The following is a 16,988-nucleotide window of genomic DNA, read 5'->3' on the forward strand; positions in this document are numbered from 1 at the left end:
TAACCGCTCGACTGCGCTCGAGCAGACAGAAATTAAAACTATGCGTTACTTTATTACATTTTTGATTTGTGTGCTACTTATTTCTGTAAATTCTTGTGAAAGAAAAGACTTTAATACGTTGCCAAATACCGGAACTTTAGAGTTCTCTAAAGACACCGTTTTTTTAGACACCATTTTTACAAATATTGGCTCTGCAACCTATAATTTAAAAGTATACAACAAACGTAACAACGCAATTACAATACCTTCTATTAAATTAGAAAACGGCAATCTCTCTAATTACAGATTAAATGTAGATGGCATAGCTGGTAAAGAATTTACAAATATTGATATTCTTGCAAAAGACAGTATTTTTATTTTTGTTGAAACCACAATCGATGTATCAACACAAACAAACCCTATTTATACAGACAAGATTTTATTTGATTCTGGAAACAACCAACAAAATGTAGATTTGGTTACTTTAGTTAAAGATGCTAACTTTATTTACCCGGGCAGAAATGCTGTTACTATGGAAATAGACAGCCTTTCTTTAAACGGAACACCTACAAACATAAAAGGTCGTTTTTTAAAAGACTCTGAACTTACTTTTACAAACAGCAAACCAACCGTTATTTATGGCTACGCTGCTGTACCTGCAAATAAAACTCTTACTATCGAGGCAGGCGCAAGAGTCCATTTTCATAATAATTCTGGTTTAATTATAGACAATAAAGCCACTTTAAAGGTAAACGGAACCTTAAATGAAAAAGTAATTTTTGAAGGAGATCGATTAGAAAATAGTTTTAGTAAAGTTGCTGGTCAATGGGGTACTATATGGATGCGCGCAGGAAGTTTAGAAAATGAAATTAATCATGCACAAATTAAAAACGGAGTTATTGGTATTTTAATAGATAGTATTGGCAGCAACTCTTCTGCTACCTTAAAACTACAAAATACCGAAATTTGCAATCATTCGAACTATGGTATTCTAGCAAGAGAAACCCATATTGAAGGTAATAATGTTGTTATTGGCTCTGCTGGGCAAGCCTCATTAGCAGCAACAATGGGTGGTACTTATAATTTTACACATGCCACTTTTGCTAATTACTGGAGCAATAGCTTACGCCAATTGCCTGCTGTATTAGTCAATAATTTTATAGCATATAACAATGAAAACGGACAAGAGGTTATTGAAACTAGAAATCTATATGCTGCAAACTTTACCAACTGTATTTTTGACGGGAACAACAACATCGAATTTATTTTAGACAAAGTAGATAATGGAGACATATTTAACTACAACATTCATAACTCTTTAATTAAATTTACAGATACTAATGAGTCTTATAAAGATGTTGCTGAATTAGATTTTACCAATTCTTATTATCTAAATAATATTTTAAATGGGAAACCTCATTTTAAAGACACACAAAACAATAACTTTATTATTGGCCAAGAATCTGATGCCATACAAAAAGCAAAAGCAACTGTTTTTTCTTCTGATATTTTAGGAGTCGATAGAAGCTTAAATCCAGATATTGGTGCCTATCAACATATTACTTTTGATTAAATCACAAAGCTTATCAATAAAAAAGCTATTGTTGTTATAGTAGATAAAACATATTAAAAACAAAAAATGAGTAAAAACATTGTTATTACCGGTACTAGTAGAGGAATTGGTTTTCAGCTCGCACAACAGTTTGCAGAAAGCGGACACCAAGTACTAGCTGTATCTAGAAACACAGCACCGTTAAAAAAAATAAATCATAAAAACATAACTACATTATCGGTAGATATTTCTAATAATGAAGATGTACAAAAAATAGCTTCTTTTGTAAAAAAAGAATGGCAAAAAGTAGATATTCTTATAAATAATGCTGGTAAATTAGTAAACAAACCGTTTACAGAAATTTCTTCGGATGACTTTTTAGAAGTTTATAAAGTAAATGTTTTTGCCGTAGCAGAAATCACCAAATTAATGATTCCGTTTTTACAAAAAGGTAGTCATGTAGTTACAATTAGCTCTATGGGTGGCATACAGGGCAGCATGAAGTTTCCTGGTTTAGCAGCATATTCATCTGCAAAAGGGGCGGTTATTACCTTATCAGAATTATTAGCAGAAGAATACAAAGAACAACAAATTGCCTTTAATGTTTTGGCGTTAGGAGCTGTACAAACAGAAATGCTAGAAGAAGCGTTTCCGGGCTATGTAGCACCAACCTCTGCAACCGAAATGGCAACTTATATTTTCGATTTCTCTTTAACAGGTAACAAATTTTACAACGGCAAAGTTTTACAAGTCTCTTCTACTACCCCTTAAAATTAAGCTATAATTGAACGCAGATTATCAAAATTTTGTCCCTTTAAAAGCCATTCCTTTTATAGAATTTCTATTAAATGAGCACCATTTTACGCTTAAAATTGTAAATCAAAGAGAAACCAAACACGGCGATTTTAGGCAATTACCAAACGGTAAATTTCAAATTACAGTAAACAACAATCTAAATAAATTCCAATTTTTATTAACGCTGGTTCATGAAATTGCGCATCATGTAACACATCAAAAATTTGGACGTGTAAAGCCGCATGGAAAAGAATGGAAAACAGTATTTCAACATTTAATGTTGCCTTTTTTAAGACCAGAAATCTACCCAATAGAAATGTTGCCTTACTTGGCTAAATACTTAAAAAACCCAAAAGCGAGTACAGATTCTGATGCAAATTTATCTTTAGCACTAAGAGCAAATACTGCTAGTGTAGGTAAAAAATTTGTTTTTGAAATTCCGGAAAACTCCTTTTTTGAGTTTAAAAACATCATTTATAAAAAAGGCCAAAAAAGAAGAACAAGATTTGAGTGCCTAAACATGACGAATAATAAAGTATATCTATTCAATCAAAATGTAGAAGTACATAAATACACAAACGATTAAAACTTATTAGCAAAAAAAAAGCTCCTTTTCAGGAGCTTTTTTACAATTACTTTTCTCTTTTAATAAAGAGTGTATCTAAATTCATTTCTTTCTGAAGCCAGTTTCTTAACTGTTTTTCTTTTGATACAATAACACTATCTGGTACATTTAAACTCCATTTAATAGTAGCGACCGGTATGGTATCTATTTCAATAAAATCTTTAGATGATAAAACACTTGCAAAACCAATTTGCTGAATATCATTGTAGCGAATTTTTGCTTCTTTAGCAATTCTACTAAACGCAACTACTTTTTGATTTTTATTTAACGCATCTTGCTCTATTCTGTTGTTTAAAGATGAGATTGTTTCTTGTAAATCTGATATCTGCTTTTGCAAACCAGAAATAATGTTTTTACTCTCTTGAAGCTCTTCTCTCTTTTCTTTGTATGCAGTAGTAATCAATTCGAAACTCTTGGTATCACTTCCTTTAATTTGTATTTTAAAATCTTTAATGTTAGCATAATTAACATCATTTACTAATTGATTATTTAAAATATTTTCTTCCCCTTCGGTTACTTCATTAAAGAAACTTAAATTAATTACTTTATCCTCAAGACTAAAAGAACGATCTATCAACTGAAAATTCTTAATTGTTTCTACTTCTTGTTTTATAAAAATATTTACTTGAGAGGTCATTTTACTCTCATTTAAAGCATTTATAAAGGTATAAACTGCTGGTATCATAACAATAACACCTAAAATAGTAGCAATAATTGAAAAACGTTTTCTTCTGGCCGCATTTGCATATTTATGCATCGGAAACCTTAAAAACTTTAATACAATAAAGGTTGCTAAGGCAATAAATATGGTATTTATAACAAATAAAAACATGGCACCCAAGGCAAAATCTAAGCCTTTAGGTTCGCCAGAAAACCACTTTGCCAAACCAAAACCTGCCGTACAAAGAGGCGGCATTAAAGCTGTTGCAATTGCAACACCAAAAATAACAGAAGCAATAGTTCCTTTTTTTGTTCTTGCTACCATTAATGCTAAACCACCAAAGAAGGCAATTAAAACATCTCTAATATCGGGTTTTGTTCTTCCTAAAAGTTCTGAGGTTGCTTCGTCTGCACCCGGAAAAAAATAAAAATAGACAAAAGAAGCCAATAAACTTAACACAATCATGGTGCTTAAGTTAATTAAAGACTTCTTAAAAGTATCGATATCGTTTAACGCAAAAGACATACCAATACCTAAAATTGGTCCCATTAATGGCGAAATTAACATGGCACCAATTACTACTGCTGTAGAGTTTGCATTTAACCCAATAGAAGCTACAAAGACAGCAAAAATAAGAATCCAAGCGGTAGCTCCTTTAAAAGGAATATCTGCTTTAATAGCTTCTACAGTTGCTTCGTGATCTGTATCGTCTCTAAAATCGAATAGCTCTGTTAGAAAAATTTTCAAGCTTTCGAAAAGCCCTACTGCATCTTCATGAACATTCTGTTTAGATTCTAAAGTTGAATCTGTGGTACTATCTTTTTTAATATCTTCTTCCATAATTAATATTTAATCGGGTGAAAGATACGAAAAAACGCATATGAAAAAGGACTTATACAGATTATTGAAAATAAAGTTTATCTATTTCTAATTTAAAAGCCTCTGTTTTCTTATTTGCTATTAAAAAAGCAATTTCTTCGATTACTGCTGATGAAAAATTTTTGATCTGTAATTTTTTACCTCTAAAAGCAGGATACATATCTGAAAGTTTGATAATAATAGTTTGCCATTGATTGGTGGTTTGAAATACAGCTACGAAAGAATGGCTGTTTTTTAAGGAATCTTTTACCCTAAATTGATATTGTTTTCCATCTCCTTTGACTCTTAAAACTACTTCTGTAAAGTTTTTTATCTCTATGGATGAAAACCGGTATCTTAAAGATGAAAAGCCACCATTATTTTGTGTAGATACTTTGCCATAAAAAACACCATGATCGGTTGCATTGGTCTTAAAATTACCTTCAGAGACACCTCCCATTACGCTATCATTTACAACACGCCAACTAGAGATATCTGGTTTACTATTAAAATCGAAAATGGTAGTATTAAAATTGCTCATAAAAGAAAGAAATATACTATTAACTTATTGATTCATAAAGTAATTCAAATATATGATTTTTGATAAATTTAAAAGTGTTTCATTAACTAACAAAACTCGCGTTAAGGATTGTAATGAAAATCCTTTTTGAGAAGCATGAACAAAAAGATTGTAATAAAAAGCCTGACGCAATTATTTTTTTTTAAATAATTGGGAAACGCCCAAAAAGAGATTATTTTTACTTTGTAACGTCTTTAAAATAAAAAAAGCTTCACATTTTGTGAAGCTTTTAAAGTGACCGGGCTGGGGCTCGAACCCAGGACCCTCTCCTTAAAAGGGAGATGCTCTACCAACTGAGCTACCAGGTCATTGTTTTGTTTTAAGCGGCTGCAAATATATATTTTATTTTAGAAAAAACAAATCTATTTTCTACTTTGTTTCTTTTAAATATGCTTCTCTTACTTTTTTAAATAAATTAGATGAATACACAAAATCTACAACTACCTCATTGTCAGTTTTAAATATCTCTTCACTACTCCCCTCCCAAGCTTTTTTACCTTCTTTTAAAAAAATAATTTTTTCTCCAATTTCCATCACAGAATTCATGTCGTGGGTATTGATTACGGTTGTAATTTTATATTCTTTTGTAATTTCTTGAATTAAATTATCGATTACAATGGCTGTCTGCGGATCTAAACCCGAGTTTGGCTCATCACAAAACAAGTATTTAGGATTCATAACAATTGCTCTAGCAATGGCAACTCTTTTTTGCATACCTCCAGATAATTCTGCTGGTAATTTATGGTTCGAGTTTTCTAGATTTACTCTTTTTAAAACAACGTTTACCCTAGCCAACATTTCTTCTTGAGATTTTGACGTAAACATTTTTAAAGGAAACATTACGTTTTCTTCTACTGTTTGAGAATCGAACAATGCACTACCTTGAAAAACCATACCTATTTCTTGGCGCCATTGCTGTTTTTGATTTTCTGTAAAGTCTGTATTTATATTTCCATCAAAAGAAATAGACCCTTGCTCTGGCTCATGCAAACCTATCAAAGATTTTAAGAAAACTGTTTTACCAGAGCCACTTTGCCCTATTATTAAACTTGTTTTACCAGGATGAAATGTTGCATTTATCCCTTTTAAAACTTTTACATCTCCAAATCCTTTATGTAAATTAGTAACTTCTATCATTGTTTAGGTTAAGAGCATTTGAGTTAAAAAATAATTTGCAATTACAATCAAAATGGTCGTCCAGACAACAGATTGTGTACTTGCTCTACCTACAGCGATAGAACCGCCTTTAACATAATAACCATGATAAGAAGGAACAGTTGCTATAATAAAAGCAAAAATTAATGTTTTTATAATGGCATAGGTTAATAAAAACGGATTAAAATCTGTTTGAATGCCCTCTATATAATCAATACCAGAAAACAACCCAGATAGAACGCCTGCAACCCAACCACCTAAAATTCCTAAAAACATTCCTAAAGAAATTAAAAATGGGTAAAAAGATACGGTGGCTATAATTTTTGGCAACACCAAATGGTTTAAAGAATTTATACCCATTACCTCTAAAGCATCTATTTGTTCGGTTACACGCATGGTACCAATACTAGACGTAATATAAGAACCTACCTTACCTGCTAAAATAATAGAACAAAAAGTAGGTGCAAATTCTAAAATAATAGAACGTTTTGCAGCGAAACCAATTAATGATTTTGGTATAAATGGGCTCTCTAAATTTAACGCTGTCTGCAAGGCGATAACACCACCAATAAAAAAAGAAATAAACATAATAATCCCTAAAGATTTTACACCTAAATCTTCGATTTCTTTTAATATTGCACTGTAAAAAACTTTTGTTCGTTGTGGTTTTTTAAAAACACGCCCCAACATTATAAAATATTTACCAATATGTTCTAGGTAATTCATTCACTTTAATTTTATGTAAAAGTATTAAAATATCATTAATAGAGTGTTAATTTGAAGAAATCAAAATAAAAAATAATTACTTTTGATGTATGAACCCAAATTCTACACCAATGAAAATTAAAATACTTTTAACTTTTATATGCTTTACATTCTTTTTTAGCAACTTTACATTACTTGCTCAGCAAAAAAAGCCAAAATTAGTAGTTGGTATTGTAATAGACCAAATGCGTTATGATTATTTAACACGCTATGCAAAAAGATATGGTTCTGATGGTTTTCATAGAATTTTAAATGATGGGTTCTCTCTAGAAAACGCTCATTACAACTACATACCAACCTATACGGCAGTTGGCCACACCTCTATTTATGCAGGTACAACACCGAGTGAACATGGTATTATTTCGAACAATTGGTATGATAAATTTTTAAAAAAATCGATTTATTGCGTTGATGACGCCAACTACAAAACTGTTGGTAATGATGCTCTTAACGGACAAAAATCGCCAAAAAGATTGTATACTTCATCAATAACAGATCAACTGCATTTAGCACAGAACATGCGCGGAAAAATGATTGGAATTGCAATTAAGGATCGTTCTGCAATTTTACCTGTTGGCCATACTGCAAATGCCGCATATTGGTATGATGGAAACAACCAAAACACTTGGATTACTAGTACCTTTTACATGGATAAATTGCCTAATTGGGTTGTAGATTTTAATAGAAACAACAATGCAAACCAATACTTAAACACTACTTGGAACACATTATATGATATAAATACCTACACAAACAGTACAACAGACAACAATGTTTTTGAAGGTAAATTAAAAGGGCAAGAAGCGCCAACTTTTCCTAAAAATCTAAAAGAATTAAGAGCTAAAAACGGAAATTACAGCTTATTAAAAACAGTGCCTGCAGGAAACACTTATACCGTAGATTTTGCCAAAGCTGCCATTATAGGAGAAAATTTAGGAAAATCTGAAGACACCGATTTTTTAGCGGTTAGTTTTTCTGCAACAGATTACATAGGTCATAAATACGGAGTAGCTGCGGTAGAAACAGAAGACACTTATTTAAGGTTAGACAAAGATTTGGCTGATTTTTTTAATTTTTTAGACCAACAAATTGGCAAAGATAATTACACTTTATTTTTAACTGCAGACCATGCTGCTGTTCATGTACCTGCATATTTACAATCATTAAAAATACCAGCACACTATCTAAGTACAAAAGAACTTAAAAAATTTCTAAACAAAACCACTCAAAAATATTTTAACAATTCTGGCTTGATTGAAAATGTATCTAACTATCAGATTTTTTTAAATAAAGAAAAGATAGATTCATTAGGTTTAGACCGCAATATTGTTGCCCAAAAATTGGCTGATGAAGTGGTTTATTTTGATAAAATTTACAAAGCTGTTACAGCAAGAACTTTACAAACAACAAATTTTACAACTGGTATTTTAAATTCATTACAAAACGGATACAATCAAAAATTATCTGGAGACGTTCTTATGATTCCGAATCCGGCTACTTTAAATGGCGGCAGAACAGGTACAAGCCATGGATCTGGCTATTCTTATGACACTCATGTACCTATTATCTTTTACGGTAACGGTATCAAAAAAGGAAAATCAACCAAAAAATACAACATTACAGATATAGCGCCTACAATTGCCAACTTACTTAAAATTGAAGCGCCAAACGGCACCAACGGCATTGTAATTGATGAAGTTTTAAAGAAGGAAAATGAATAAATTATTATTTCTTTTTGTTTATTTAATTTGTCACTTTTTATACGGACAAGTAAGTAACTTTAAAGAAAAATTTGATTTACCTGAAACTGTAAATGAAACTTCTGGTTTATTGTTTTTTGATGGAAAAATAATAACTCACAATGATAGCGGCGGACAAGCCTCTCTTTATGAATTAGACAGCTTAACTGGCAATCTAACAAGAACAGTTGCCATCAACAATGCTACTAATATCGATTGGGAAGACATTACTGAAGATGAAAACCACATCTATATTGCAGATATTGGGAACAATAATGGCAATAGAACCGATCTTGCAATTTATAAAATTTTAAAATCTGAATTTAAAAATAACACTGCTGTAAATTCTGAAATTATAACTTTCTCATACGAAGATCAAACCAATTTCTCGAGCCAACCCAACGCCTCTAATTTTGATGCAGAAGCTATAGTTGCTTATAAAAACCATTTATTAATTTTCACCAAAAATTGGCAAGATTTTAAAACCAATGTTTATAAAATACCGATTGAACAAGGCAATCATACAGCAATAAAAGTTAGTTCTGCTAATATAGAAGGGTTAATTACAGGCGGTGTATTTGCCAACAATCGATTCTTTTTAACAGGGTATTCTAGCACTTTAATTCCGTTTTTAATTTTCATTGCTCCAAATAGTACTCTGGATGATGCTATTTTTTCTTCAGGATTTGATAAAATATCGTTAGAAGACAATTTAGGACAAGGAAGTCAAGTAGAAGCAATAACAAATATTCAGGAAACAGGGAAATATTATATAAGTAGAGAAAAAATTACAACTACAATTGCCGGAACATCCTATAATTTCAATCAAAAACTATATGAATTTAAAGACAATACTCAATCAACCCTTACATTAAATGACGACTTTTTAAAATTTGTAAAAATCACTAATCCTATTAAAAATAATCTTCAAATTACAACAAAAAAGGACATAGAGAGCATTGTTATTTACAATTCACTTAGCGAAGTTGTTGCCTCAAATTTTGGAGTAACTAAAATAAACACCTCTAAACTTACCAAAGGTATTTACTACGCAAAAATAGTATTTAAAGATGCGCTTACAATGTTTAAAAAAATTATTAAGCTGTAGTTATTTTGATAAAAAAACTTCTGCCATCATACAACGCGCACTTCCACCACCACAAAATTCTATAGTATCTAAAGGACTAGAAATAATTTTACAATGATTGTTAATTTGTGCTTTTTGCGATTGTGATAAACTATCAAAAGCAGCTTGACTCATTACCAAAAAGCGAGCATCATCTTTACCTTTAACCTGTAGCATGTTACCAGCAAAATTACTTACTTGATCTTCGGTAATATCAATTACTTTTTTACCATCTTCTTTTAAATGTTTTAAAACATTTTTGCGTTCAGTTTTATCATCAATAGAAGACAAACAGATAATAGCAAAAGTTTCTGCAACACACATCATAACATTGGTATGATAAATTGGTTGCCTACTATTATTTACTGTTTGATTGGCAGTAAAAACAACAGGAGTATACTCGAAATCTTCACAAAACTCTATAAACAATTCTTCGTCTGCTCTTGGAGAAAGTGCACAATAGGCTTTATTATTTTCTCTATCTAAAATCATACTACCAGTACCTTCTAAGAAAAATCCTTCTTCTTCGGCTTGGGTATAATCGACAACGTTTTCTATTATAAAACCCTCTTTTTCTATAGCTTCTAAAACATCTTCTCTACGTTCTAAACGTCTGTTTTCTGCAAACATTGGGTATAACGCAACAGAACCATTAGCATGAAAAGAAACCCAATTGTTTGGAAAAAGAGCGTCAGGCGTATCAAACTCATTGGTATCAGAAACAACAACAACCTGAACACCAAAACTGCGAAGTTTATCTACAAAATCATCAAATTCTTTTTGAGCCTTTAAATGAATAGTATCTTCAAGTGAATGTTCTTTTTCTTTTTGATAATAATTATTAACGGCAGTCTGCTCATTCATCCTAAATTTTAAAGGACGAATCATTAAGATTGTGTTGGTTGTTTGGGTCATTTAAAAACTAATTTTAGACAAAATTAGTGTATTTTTAAACCATTCAATTAAAAAATAATCAAAAAAAATAAATGATAACTTTTGTGTAATTTTACCATATGAAAAAATCTATTTTAGCTATTACTTGTTTATTATTCATAAACTCTTTTGCACAAAAAAAACCTAACAATTTTAGTTATTTAAGTGATATAGACAAAAGCATACAAGTAGATTTACGTTATTTAGGCACTAATAATTTTATAGGAAAACCTATTAATGGCTATCATAGTAACTGTGTTATCATGACAAAGAAAACAGCCATTGCTTTAAGAGAAATTCAGCATAAAATACAAAAAGACAATTTAAGCTTAAAAGTTTTTGACGCGTACAGACCTCAAGAAGCTGTTAATCATTTTGTTGCCTGGTCAAAAATAACAGAAGACACTTTACAAAAACAAGAATATTACCCTAAAATATCGAAACAGCATTTATTTAGAGAAGGATATATTGCTACAAAATCTGGTCATTCTAGGGGCAGTACAATAGATGTTACTTTGGTAGATACAAAAACTGGCAAAGAATTAGATATGGGAAGTAACTATGATTTTTTTGGCGAAGAATCTAATACCTACTATAAAAACATTACAAGTGCTCAAAAAAAGAACCGTTTTTTATTAAGAAAAATAATGATTGATAACGGCTTTAAACCCTATAATAAAGAGTGGTGGCACTTTACACTTTTAAACGAACCCTATAAGAATAGGTATTTTAATTTTTCTGTAGAATAAAAATTAACAAAATAGAAACAGCATTCTTTACAATCGGCATTATATTTGCTAGATTCTTAAGAAAGAAACATATCAATGAAATCAAAAAATAAAAACATTCTTTTATCATTTTTTCTGTTAAGTTCAATTACTCTAATGGCTCAGTTAGACAATAACAATAGCAACAAAAAAAATGGAAAAATTAAAGGAATTGTTTTAAACAATTCTAAAGAAGTAAATAAACCCAAATCTATAAACTTTAAAGATAATAATGGTTTTGAGAATGCTTTTGATAAAGAAAATGAAAAACTAAAAAAGCAACAAGCAGAAAACAAACTTAATAATAAAGGAATTTTAACAAAAGAAAAAATTAGTGAAGAACAATTTTTAAAGGCATTTAAAAAAATAAATGGTCAATATATATATCCAAAAATAGACCAAGATCTAGGTAGTTTTAGAACAGATTCTAAAAGTGTGAATATTATTTGCCGAGATTTTCAATATCCAGACGGAGATAGAGTTACTGTTTTTGTAAATGACATACCTGTAATTGTTAATATTGTCTTAGAACAGCACTATAAAAAATTTAATATTCCACTCGAAATCGGACTCAACAAAATAGCTTTTAAAGCTCTAAACCAAGGAACCTCTGGACCAAACACTGCGGCATTTAAAGTATATAATGATGCTGGTATGTTATTATCATCTAACGAATGGAATTTAGCAACTGGTGCCAAAGCAACAATCATTATTGCTAAAGACCGATAATATTATATCAATTTATTTCAAATTAAACGAAACTTGTTTTTTTATTCTACCTAAAACAGTTATTTTTGTAGTTAGGTTATTTAAATAGATAATATAACCTCTTAAAACATATCAATAGCATTTAATAATGAAAAAAATCACCAAACAAACCTATTTAGATTGGTACAAAGACATGCTTTTTTGGCGAAAATTTGAAGACAAATTAGCTTCTGTTTACATTCAACAAAAAGTTAGAGGTTTCTTGCATTTATACAATGGTCAAGAAGCAATTTTAGCTGGCGCATTACATGCGATGGATTTAACAAAAGACAAGATGATTACAGCCTACAGAAACCACGTACAACCAATAGGTATGGGTGAAGACCCAAAACGTGTGATGGCAGAATTATATGGTAAAGCTACAGGTACCTCTAAAGGAATGGGTGGTTCTATGCATATATTTTCTAAAGAATTTCGTTTTTATGGTGGTCATGGTATTGTTGGGGGTCAAATTCCTTTAGGAGCTGGTCTTGCTTTTGGAGACAAATACAACAACACTGGTGGTGTAACATTAACCTGTTTTGGCGATGGTGCAGCAAGACAAGGTTCTCTACACGAAGCCTTTAACCTTGCAATGCTATGGAAATTACCTGTTATATTTATTTGTGAAAACAACGGATATGCAATGGGTACTTCTGTTGAAAGAACAGCAAATCATACAGATATCTGGAAACTAGGTTTAGGATACGAAATGCCTTGTGGTCCTGTAGATGCAATGAATCCTATTAAAGTAGCAGAAGCTATAGACGAGGCTCTAGAAAGAGCAAGACGTGGAGATGGCCCTACTTTCTTAGAAATGAAAACATATCGATACAGAGGACATTCTATGTCTGATGCGCAACACTACAGAACAAAAGATGAAGTAGAAGAGTACAAAAAAATCGATCCAATAACACAAGTATTAGATGTTATTAAAGAAAAAGAATACGCTACTGAAGAAGAAATTGCCGTTATCGATAAAGAAGTAAAGGCAATGGTAAAAGAATGTGAGCAATTTGCAGAAGATTCTCCTTACCCAGAAGTACAGCAAATGTATGACATGGTTTATGAACAAGAAGATTATCCTTTTATAAAATAAAATATGGCTACAATAATAAATATGCCAAGATTAAGTGACACCATGGAAGAGGGTGTTGTGGCAAAATGGTTAAAAAGTGTTGGTGATAAAATTGAAGAAGGTGATATCTTAGCTGAAATTGAAACCGATAAAGCAACCATGGAATTTGAATCTTTCTATGAAGGTACTTTATTACACATCGGTATTCAAGAAGGAGAAACATCTCCTGTTGATGTTTTACTTGCTATTATTGGTGAAGAAGGAGAAGATATTTCTGCCCTTTTAAACGGAGCTTCAGAAAAAGCGCCTGTACAACAAGAAACAGCCGTTGAAGAAGAAGTTGCTGTTGCTAAAAACGATTCTGCAGCAATACCAGAAGGAGTTCATGTAATTATGATGCCTCGTTTAAGCGATACAATGACTGATGGAACCGTGGCAACATGGTTGAAAAAAGTTGGAGATAGTGTTGAAGAAGGAGATATGTTAGCCGAAATTGAAACGGATAAAGCCACTATGGAGTTTGAATGTTTCTATGAAGGTACCTTATTATACATTGGTGTTCAAGAGGGTGAAACTGCACCTGTAGATAGTTTACTTACAATTATTGGCCCTGCTGGAACAGATGTTTCTGCATTGATAGCCAATGGTGGTGTTGCTGCTACAACTGAAGTTGCTGATAAAACATCTGAAACTACATCAACATCAACACCTGTTGAAAGTAAAACAGTTACAGAAACAACAAAAACAGTAAATACAACTAATAATGGTCGTGTTTTTGCTTCTCCTCTTGCTAAAAAAATAGCTTCTGATAAAGGAATTGACTTGTCTGATGTTAATGGTTCTGGTGAAAACGGAAGAATTATTAAAAAAGATGTAGAAAACTATACTCCTAGTCAGAAAGCAACTACTCAAGTTGCAGCTTCGGATGCGGTAAGTGTTACACATACTACAGAAGAAAGCTCTGAAGAAGTTAAAAATTCGCAAATGCGTAAAGCAATTGCAAAATCTTTAGGAAACTCTAAATTTACTGCGCCAGATTTCAGTTTAAATGTTGAAGTTGATATGGACAATGCAATGAGTTCTAGAAAAACTATCAATGCAATACCAGACACAAAAGTATCATTTAATGATATGGTTGTTAAGGCATGTGCGATGGCTTTAAAGAAACATCCGCAAGTAAATACATCTTGGACAGACACCAATACAATTTACCATAAACACATACATGTTGGGGTTGCTGTAGCTGTAGATGACGGTTTATTAGTACCAGTAATCAAGCATACAGACCAATTAAGTTTAACTCAAATTGGTGCTGGTGTAAGAGATTTAGCAGGCAAGGCAAGAAACAAGAAAATAGCTCCTACAGATATGCAAGGAAGTACTTTTACGGTTTCTAACCTAGGAATGTTTGGTATTGAGAATTTTAATTCTATTATAAACCAACCAAACTCAGCAATTTTATCTGTTGGTGCAATTGTACAAAAACCAGTAGTTAAAAACGGAGAAATAGTTGTTGGAAACACAATGAAACTAACGTTAACTTGCGACCATAGAACCGTAGACGGTGCTGTAGGTGCACAATTTTTACAAACGTTAAAAACATTTATAGAAAACCCAGTTACAATGCTAGCTTAGTTTTCAATAAAATAACTTACCTAAAAACTCGCATTATTTGCGAGTTTTTTTTATTTTTATTTTTGATGAAAAAATTACAAAATCCTGTTTGGCAATCTTTAAAAGAAAGTCATCAACATTTTTTAATAGACTATCAGGGTGTAAAATTTTACGATCCTGAAATATGTATTTTTGGTGCTTTTGAAAATGAGAATGACACAAGCAATGCTTTGGATGAATATGCTAAATTAGCAGACAGGTTTTTTCTGGTTTGTGAACACAAAACTCCTACATATAATTCTGAAACAATTCTATTAGAAAAGAAAATTGATGGTTACCAAATGGTTTTAGAAAATAATGTTTCTATTGCTATTACAGAAGAAATTGTACAACTTACAAACAAACATATTGACGAAGTTTATGATTTAATTTGGTTGGTTATGCCAGGGTTTTATCAAAAGAGAGGTTTTGAGATGGGCACATATTATGGTATCTTTAAAAATAATAAACTAGTGGCTATTACTGGTCAAAGAATGCAAACCGACCATTTTATAGAAATAAGTGGTGTTGTAACTCACCCAGATTACACGAGAAAAGGGTACGCAAAACAGTTAGTTTCTTATGTTACATCAGAAATTTTAAAAGAAAAAAAACTTCCAATACTACATACCAATAAAGGAAATACGGCAATTACTCTTTATCAAAATTTAGGTTTTAAAATAACGAGAGATATGAATTGGTGGTTGTTTAAAAAAAAATAATAATATGGCTAAAAAAGGAAAAGCTAAAAATACAGCTAACAAAGCAAAGCATAGTAGATTGATGAGCCAAAAGATAAACAAAGTGAAGTTAGAAAAAAAGCTACATAAAGAGCGCTTGAAAGCCATCATAAAAAAAGTAAACGAAAATAAAGATTCCGAAAAAAAATAATGAACTTCAAGTATATTTTAGGTTGTATTCTGTGTATCCCATTATTACCTATAATGTATTTTCAGGGTAAAAAAATCAGACATAAAACACCAAAATTACCAGAAGCAATTGAACCGAAAGGTTTTATAGATAATCATTTTGAAAAAACACTTGAAATAATAACTATCGGAGAAAGTACCATTGCTGGTGTTGGTGTAGAAAAACATAAAAATGGTTTTACAGGTACTTTGGCAAAACAACTTTCTAAAAATTTACAAAAGAATATAAATTGGCGGGTATATGCTAAAAGTGGTTATACTGCGAAACAAATCTGTTCTAAAATTGTTCCTAAAATTGAAGAAAAAAACGCTGATATAATTGTAATTGGTCTTGGAGGAAATGATGCTTTCACATTAAATACTCCGAAAAAATGGAGTAAAGACATCAATAATTTAATTTATTTACTACAATTAAAATTCCCTGAAACACCAATATACTTTACAAACATGCCACCTATTAAAGAATTTCCTGCATTTACAAAACTTATAAAGTTTGTTATTGGTAATTTAGTAGAAATACTTGGCAAAGAATTAAAAAAAGATGTAAAAGCGTTTGAAAACGTTTATTATAATGATGAAAATATCACTCTAAAAACTTGGAGTAAAAGACACAAACTACCCGATAGTAATTCTACAATGTATTTTAGCGATGGTGTGCATCCATCTGAGTTTACTTACAAGGTTTGGGGAATAGAGATGGCAGATTTTATAAGCAAAAAAAAAAATCCTAAGTAACATACTTAGGATTTTTAGAATTTTATATTGTAAATCTATTTATCAATAGACCCTAAAACACGTTTCATAAAGTTATTTAAAGCTTCTTTTTGAGGTGTGCCTTCCTTTACCATCTTATCTACTTCAAGAGCACCATACATATTAGAAATTAGTTCTCCAATAACATCTAATTCCTCATCTTTTAATGAAGAAACCTCTGTTAATGCTTCTAAAGTTTCTATAGTTTCTAAAAGATAATCTTGATCATTTTCTTCTATAAAGTTGGTCAAATGTTTTATTACTGGTAATTTCATTTTTTATGCATTTAAAGA

Annotated in this window: 18 protein-coding genes and 1 tRNA gene; 12 read left to right on the top strand and 7 right to left on the bottom strand. The window is 31.1% G+C overall.

Annotation, left to right across the window (positions count from 1 at the left end; all coding sequences use genetic code 11):
* Positions 1-40 precede the first annotated feature (40 nt).
* The 3 genes from Q0678_RS07755 to Q0678_RS07765 all read left to right on the top strand — a co-directional run bounded on the left by Q0678_RS07755 (position 41) and on the right by Q0678_RS07765 (position 2,912).
* Positions 41-1,552 (top strand): hypothetical protein, encoded by a 1,512-nt coding sequence (locus Q0678_RS07755; RefSeq protein ID WP_299056235.1) that lies wholly within the window; start codon positions 41-43, stop codon positions 1,550-1,552.
* Between the two features lie 66 nt (positions 1,553-1,618).
* Positions 1,619-2,302, top strand: coding sequence for an SDR family oxidoreductase (locus Q0678_RS07760; RefSeq protein WP_299056237.1), 684 nt, complete (start codon positions 1,619-1,621; stop codon positions 2,300-2,302).
* 13 nt (positions 2,303-2,315) lie between these two features.
* On the top strand, positions 2,316-2,912 hold the full coding sequence (locus Q0678_RS07765; protein ID WP_299056239.1) for a SprT-like domain-containing protein: 597 nt from the start codon (positions 2,316-2,318) through the stop codon (positions 2,910-2,912).
* 46 nt (positions 2,913-2,958) lie between these two features.
* Here Q0678_RS07765 and Q0678_RS07770 read toward each other — a convergent pair whose 3' ends face one another.
* The 5 genes from Q0678_RS07770 to Q0678_RS07790 all read right to left on the bottom strand — a co-directional run bounded on the left by Q0678_RS07770 (position 2,959) and on the right by Q0678_RS07790 (position 6,931).
* Positions 2,959-4,452 carry a DUF389 domain-containing protein gene (locus tag Q0678_RS07770; protein ID WP_299056241.1) on the bottom strand — a complete coding sequence of 498 codons (1,494 nt, stop codon included), beginning with the start codon at positions 4,450-4,452 and terminating at the stop codon, positions 2,959-2,961.
* Between the two features lie 61 nt (positions 4,453-4,513).
* Positions 4,514-5,011: a CIA30 family protein gene (locus Q0678_RS07775; RefSeq protein ID WP_299056243.1), complete on the bottom strand. Its 498-nt coding sequence runs from the start codon at positions 5,009-5,011 to the stop codon at positions 4,514-4,516.
* A 274-nt stretch (positions 5,012-5,285) separates the two neighbouring features.
* A tRNA-Lys gene (locus Q0678_RS07780) sits at positions 5,286-5,358 on the bottom strand.
* Between the two features lie 61 nt (positions 5,359-5,419).
* On the bottom strand, positions 5,420-6,187 hold the full coding sequence (locus tag Q0678_RS07785) for an ABC transporter ATP-binding protein (RefSeq protein WP_299056245.1): 768 nt from the start codon (positions 6,185-6,187) through the stop codon (positions 5,420-5,422).
* A 3-nt stretch (positions 6,188-6,190) separates the two neighbouring features.
* Complete coding sequence (locus Q0678_RS07790; protein WP_299056247.1) at positions 6,191-6,931, bottom strand: ABC transporter permease; 741 nt, start codon at positions 6,929-6,931, stop codon at positions 6,191-6,193.
* A gap of 110 nt (positions 6,932-7,041) precedes the next feature.
* Between Q0678_RS07790 and pafA the strand changes: the two genes are divergently transcribed.
* Together pafA and Q0678_RS07800 are read left to right on the top strand one after the other, a co-directional pair.
* A complete protein-coding gene (gene pafA, locus Q0678_RS07795) occupies positions 7,042-8,691 on the top strand; it encodes an alkaline phosphatase PafA (protein WP_299056249.1) in 1,650 nt (549 codons plus the stop codon).
* Positions 8,684-9,817, top strand: a complete 1,134-nt coding sequence (locus tag Q0678_RS07800; RefSeq protein WP_299056252.1) for a T9SS type A sorting domain-containing protein — start codon at positions 8,684-8,686, stop codon at positions 9,815-9,817. Before pafA ends, Q0678_RS07800 begins: the two co-directional genes overlap by 8 nt.
* On the opposite strand, the gene ctlX is transcribed toward Q0678_RS07800, so the two are convergent.
* Positions 9,818-10,750 carry a citrulline utilization hydrolase CtlX gene (gene ctlX / locus Q0678_RS07805; protein ID WP_299056254.1) on the bottom strand — a complete coding sequence of 311 codons (933 nt, stop codon included), beginning with the start codon at positions 10,748-10,750 and terminating at the stop codon, positions 9,818-9,820.
* 98 nt (positions 10,751-10,848) lie between these two features.
* Between ctlX and Q0678_RS07810 the strand changes: the two genes are divergently transcribed.
* The 7 genes from Q0678_RS07810 (at position 10,849) to Q0678_RS07840 (ending at position 16,677) form a co-directional block, all read left to right on the top strand.
* Complete coding sequence (locus Q0678_RS07810; RefSeq protein WP_299056256.1) at positions 10,849-11,517, top strand: M15 family metallopeptidase; 669 nt, start codon at positions 10,849-10,851, stop codon at positions 11,515-11,517.
* A gap of 75 nt (positions 11,518-11,592) precedes the next feature.
* A complete protein-coding gene (locus Q0678_RS07815; protein ID WP_299056259.1) occupies positions 11,593-12,264 on the top strand; it encodes a hypothetical protein in 672 nt (223 codons plus the stop codon).
* 127 nt (positions 12,265-12,391) lie between these two features.
* Positions 12,392-13,381 (top strand): pyruvate dehydrogenase (acetyl-transferring) E1 component subunit alpha, encoded by a 990-nt coding sequence (gene pdhA / locus Q0678_RS07820; RefSeq protein ID WP_299056262.1) that lies wholly within the window; start codon positions 12,392-12,394, stop codon positions 13,379-13,381.
* 3 nt (positions 13,382-13,384) lie between these two features.
* On the top strand, positions 13,385-14,995 hold the full coding sequence (locus Q0678_RS07825) for a pyruvate dehydrogenase complex dihydrolipoamide acetyltransferase (protein WP_299056265.1): 1,611 nt from the start codon (positions 13,385-13,387) through the stop codon (positions 14,993-14,995).
* A 65-nt stretch (positions 14,996-15,060) separates the two neighbouring features.
* Positions 15,061-15,735 carry a GNAT family N-acetyltransferase gene (locus Q0678_RS07830; protein WP_299056268.1) on the top strand — a complete coding sequence of 225 codons (675 nt, stop codon included), beginning with the start codon at positions 15,061-15,063 and terminating at the stop codon, positions 15,733-15,735.
* Between the two features lie 4 nt (positions 15,736-15,739).
* On the top strand, positions 15,740-15,904 hold the full coding sequence (locus Q0678_RS07835; RefSeq protein WP_299056271.1) for a hypothetical protein: 165 nt from the start codon (positions 15,740-15,742) through the stop codon (positions 15,902-15,904).
* Positions 15,904-16,677, top strand: a complete 774-nt coding sequence (locus Q0678_RS07840) for an SGNH/GDSL hydrolase family protein (RefSeq protein ID WP_299056273.1) — start codon at positions 15,904-15,906, stop codon at positions 16,675-16,677. The genes Q0678_RS07835 and Q0678_RS07840 overlap by 1 nt, the downstream gene beginning before the upstream one ends.
* A gap of 35 nt (positions 16,678-16,712) precedes the next feature.
* Here the strand turns inward: Q0678_RS07840 and Q0678_RS07845 are convergent, their stop codons facing one another.
* Positions 16,713-16,970, bottom strand: coding sequence for a hypothetical protein (locus tag Q0678_RS07845; RefSeq protein ID WP_299056275.1), 258 nt, complete (start codon positions 16,968-16,970; stop codon positions 16,713-16,715).
* Between the last annotated feature and the right edge of the window lie 18 nt (positions 16,971-16,988).

This window comes from uncultured Polaribacter sp., from assembly GCF_947497125.1.
In the GTDB taxonomy this organism is placed as follows: domain Bacteria; phylum Bacteroidota; class Bacteroidia; order Flavobacteriales; family Flavobacteriaceae; genus Polaribacter.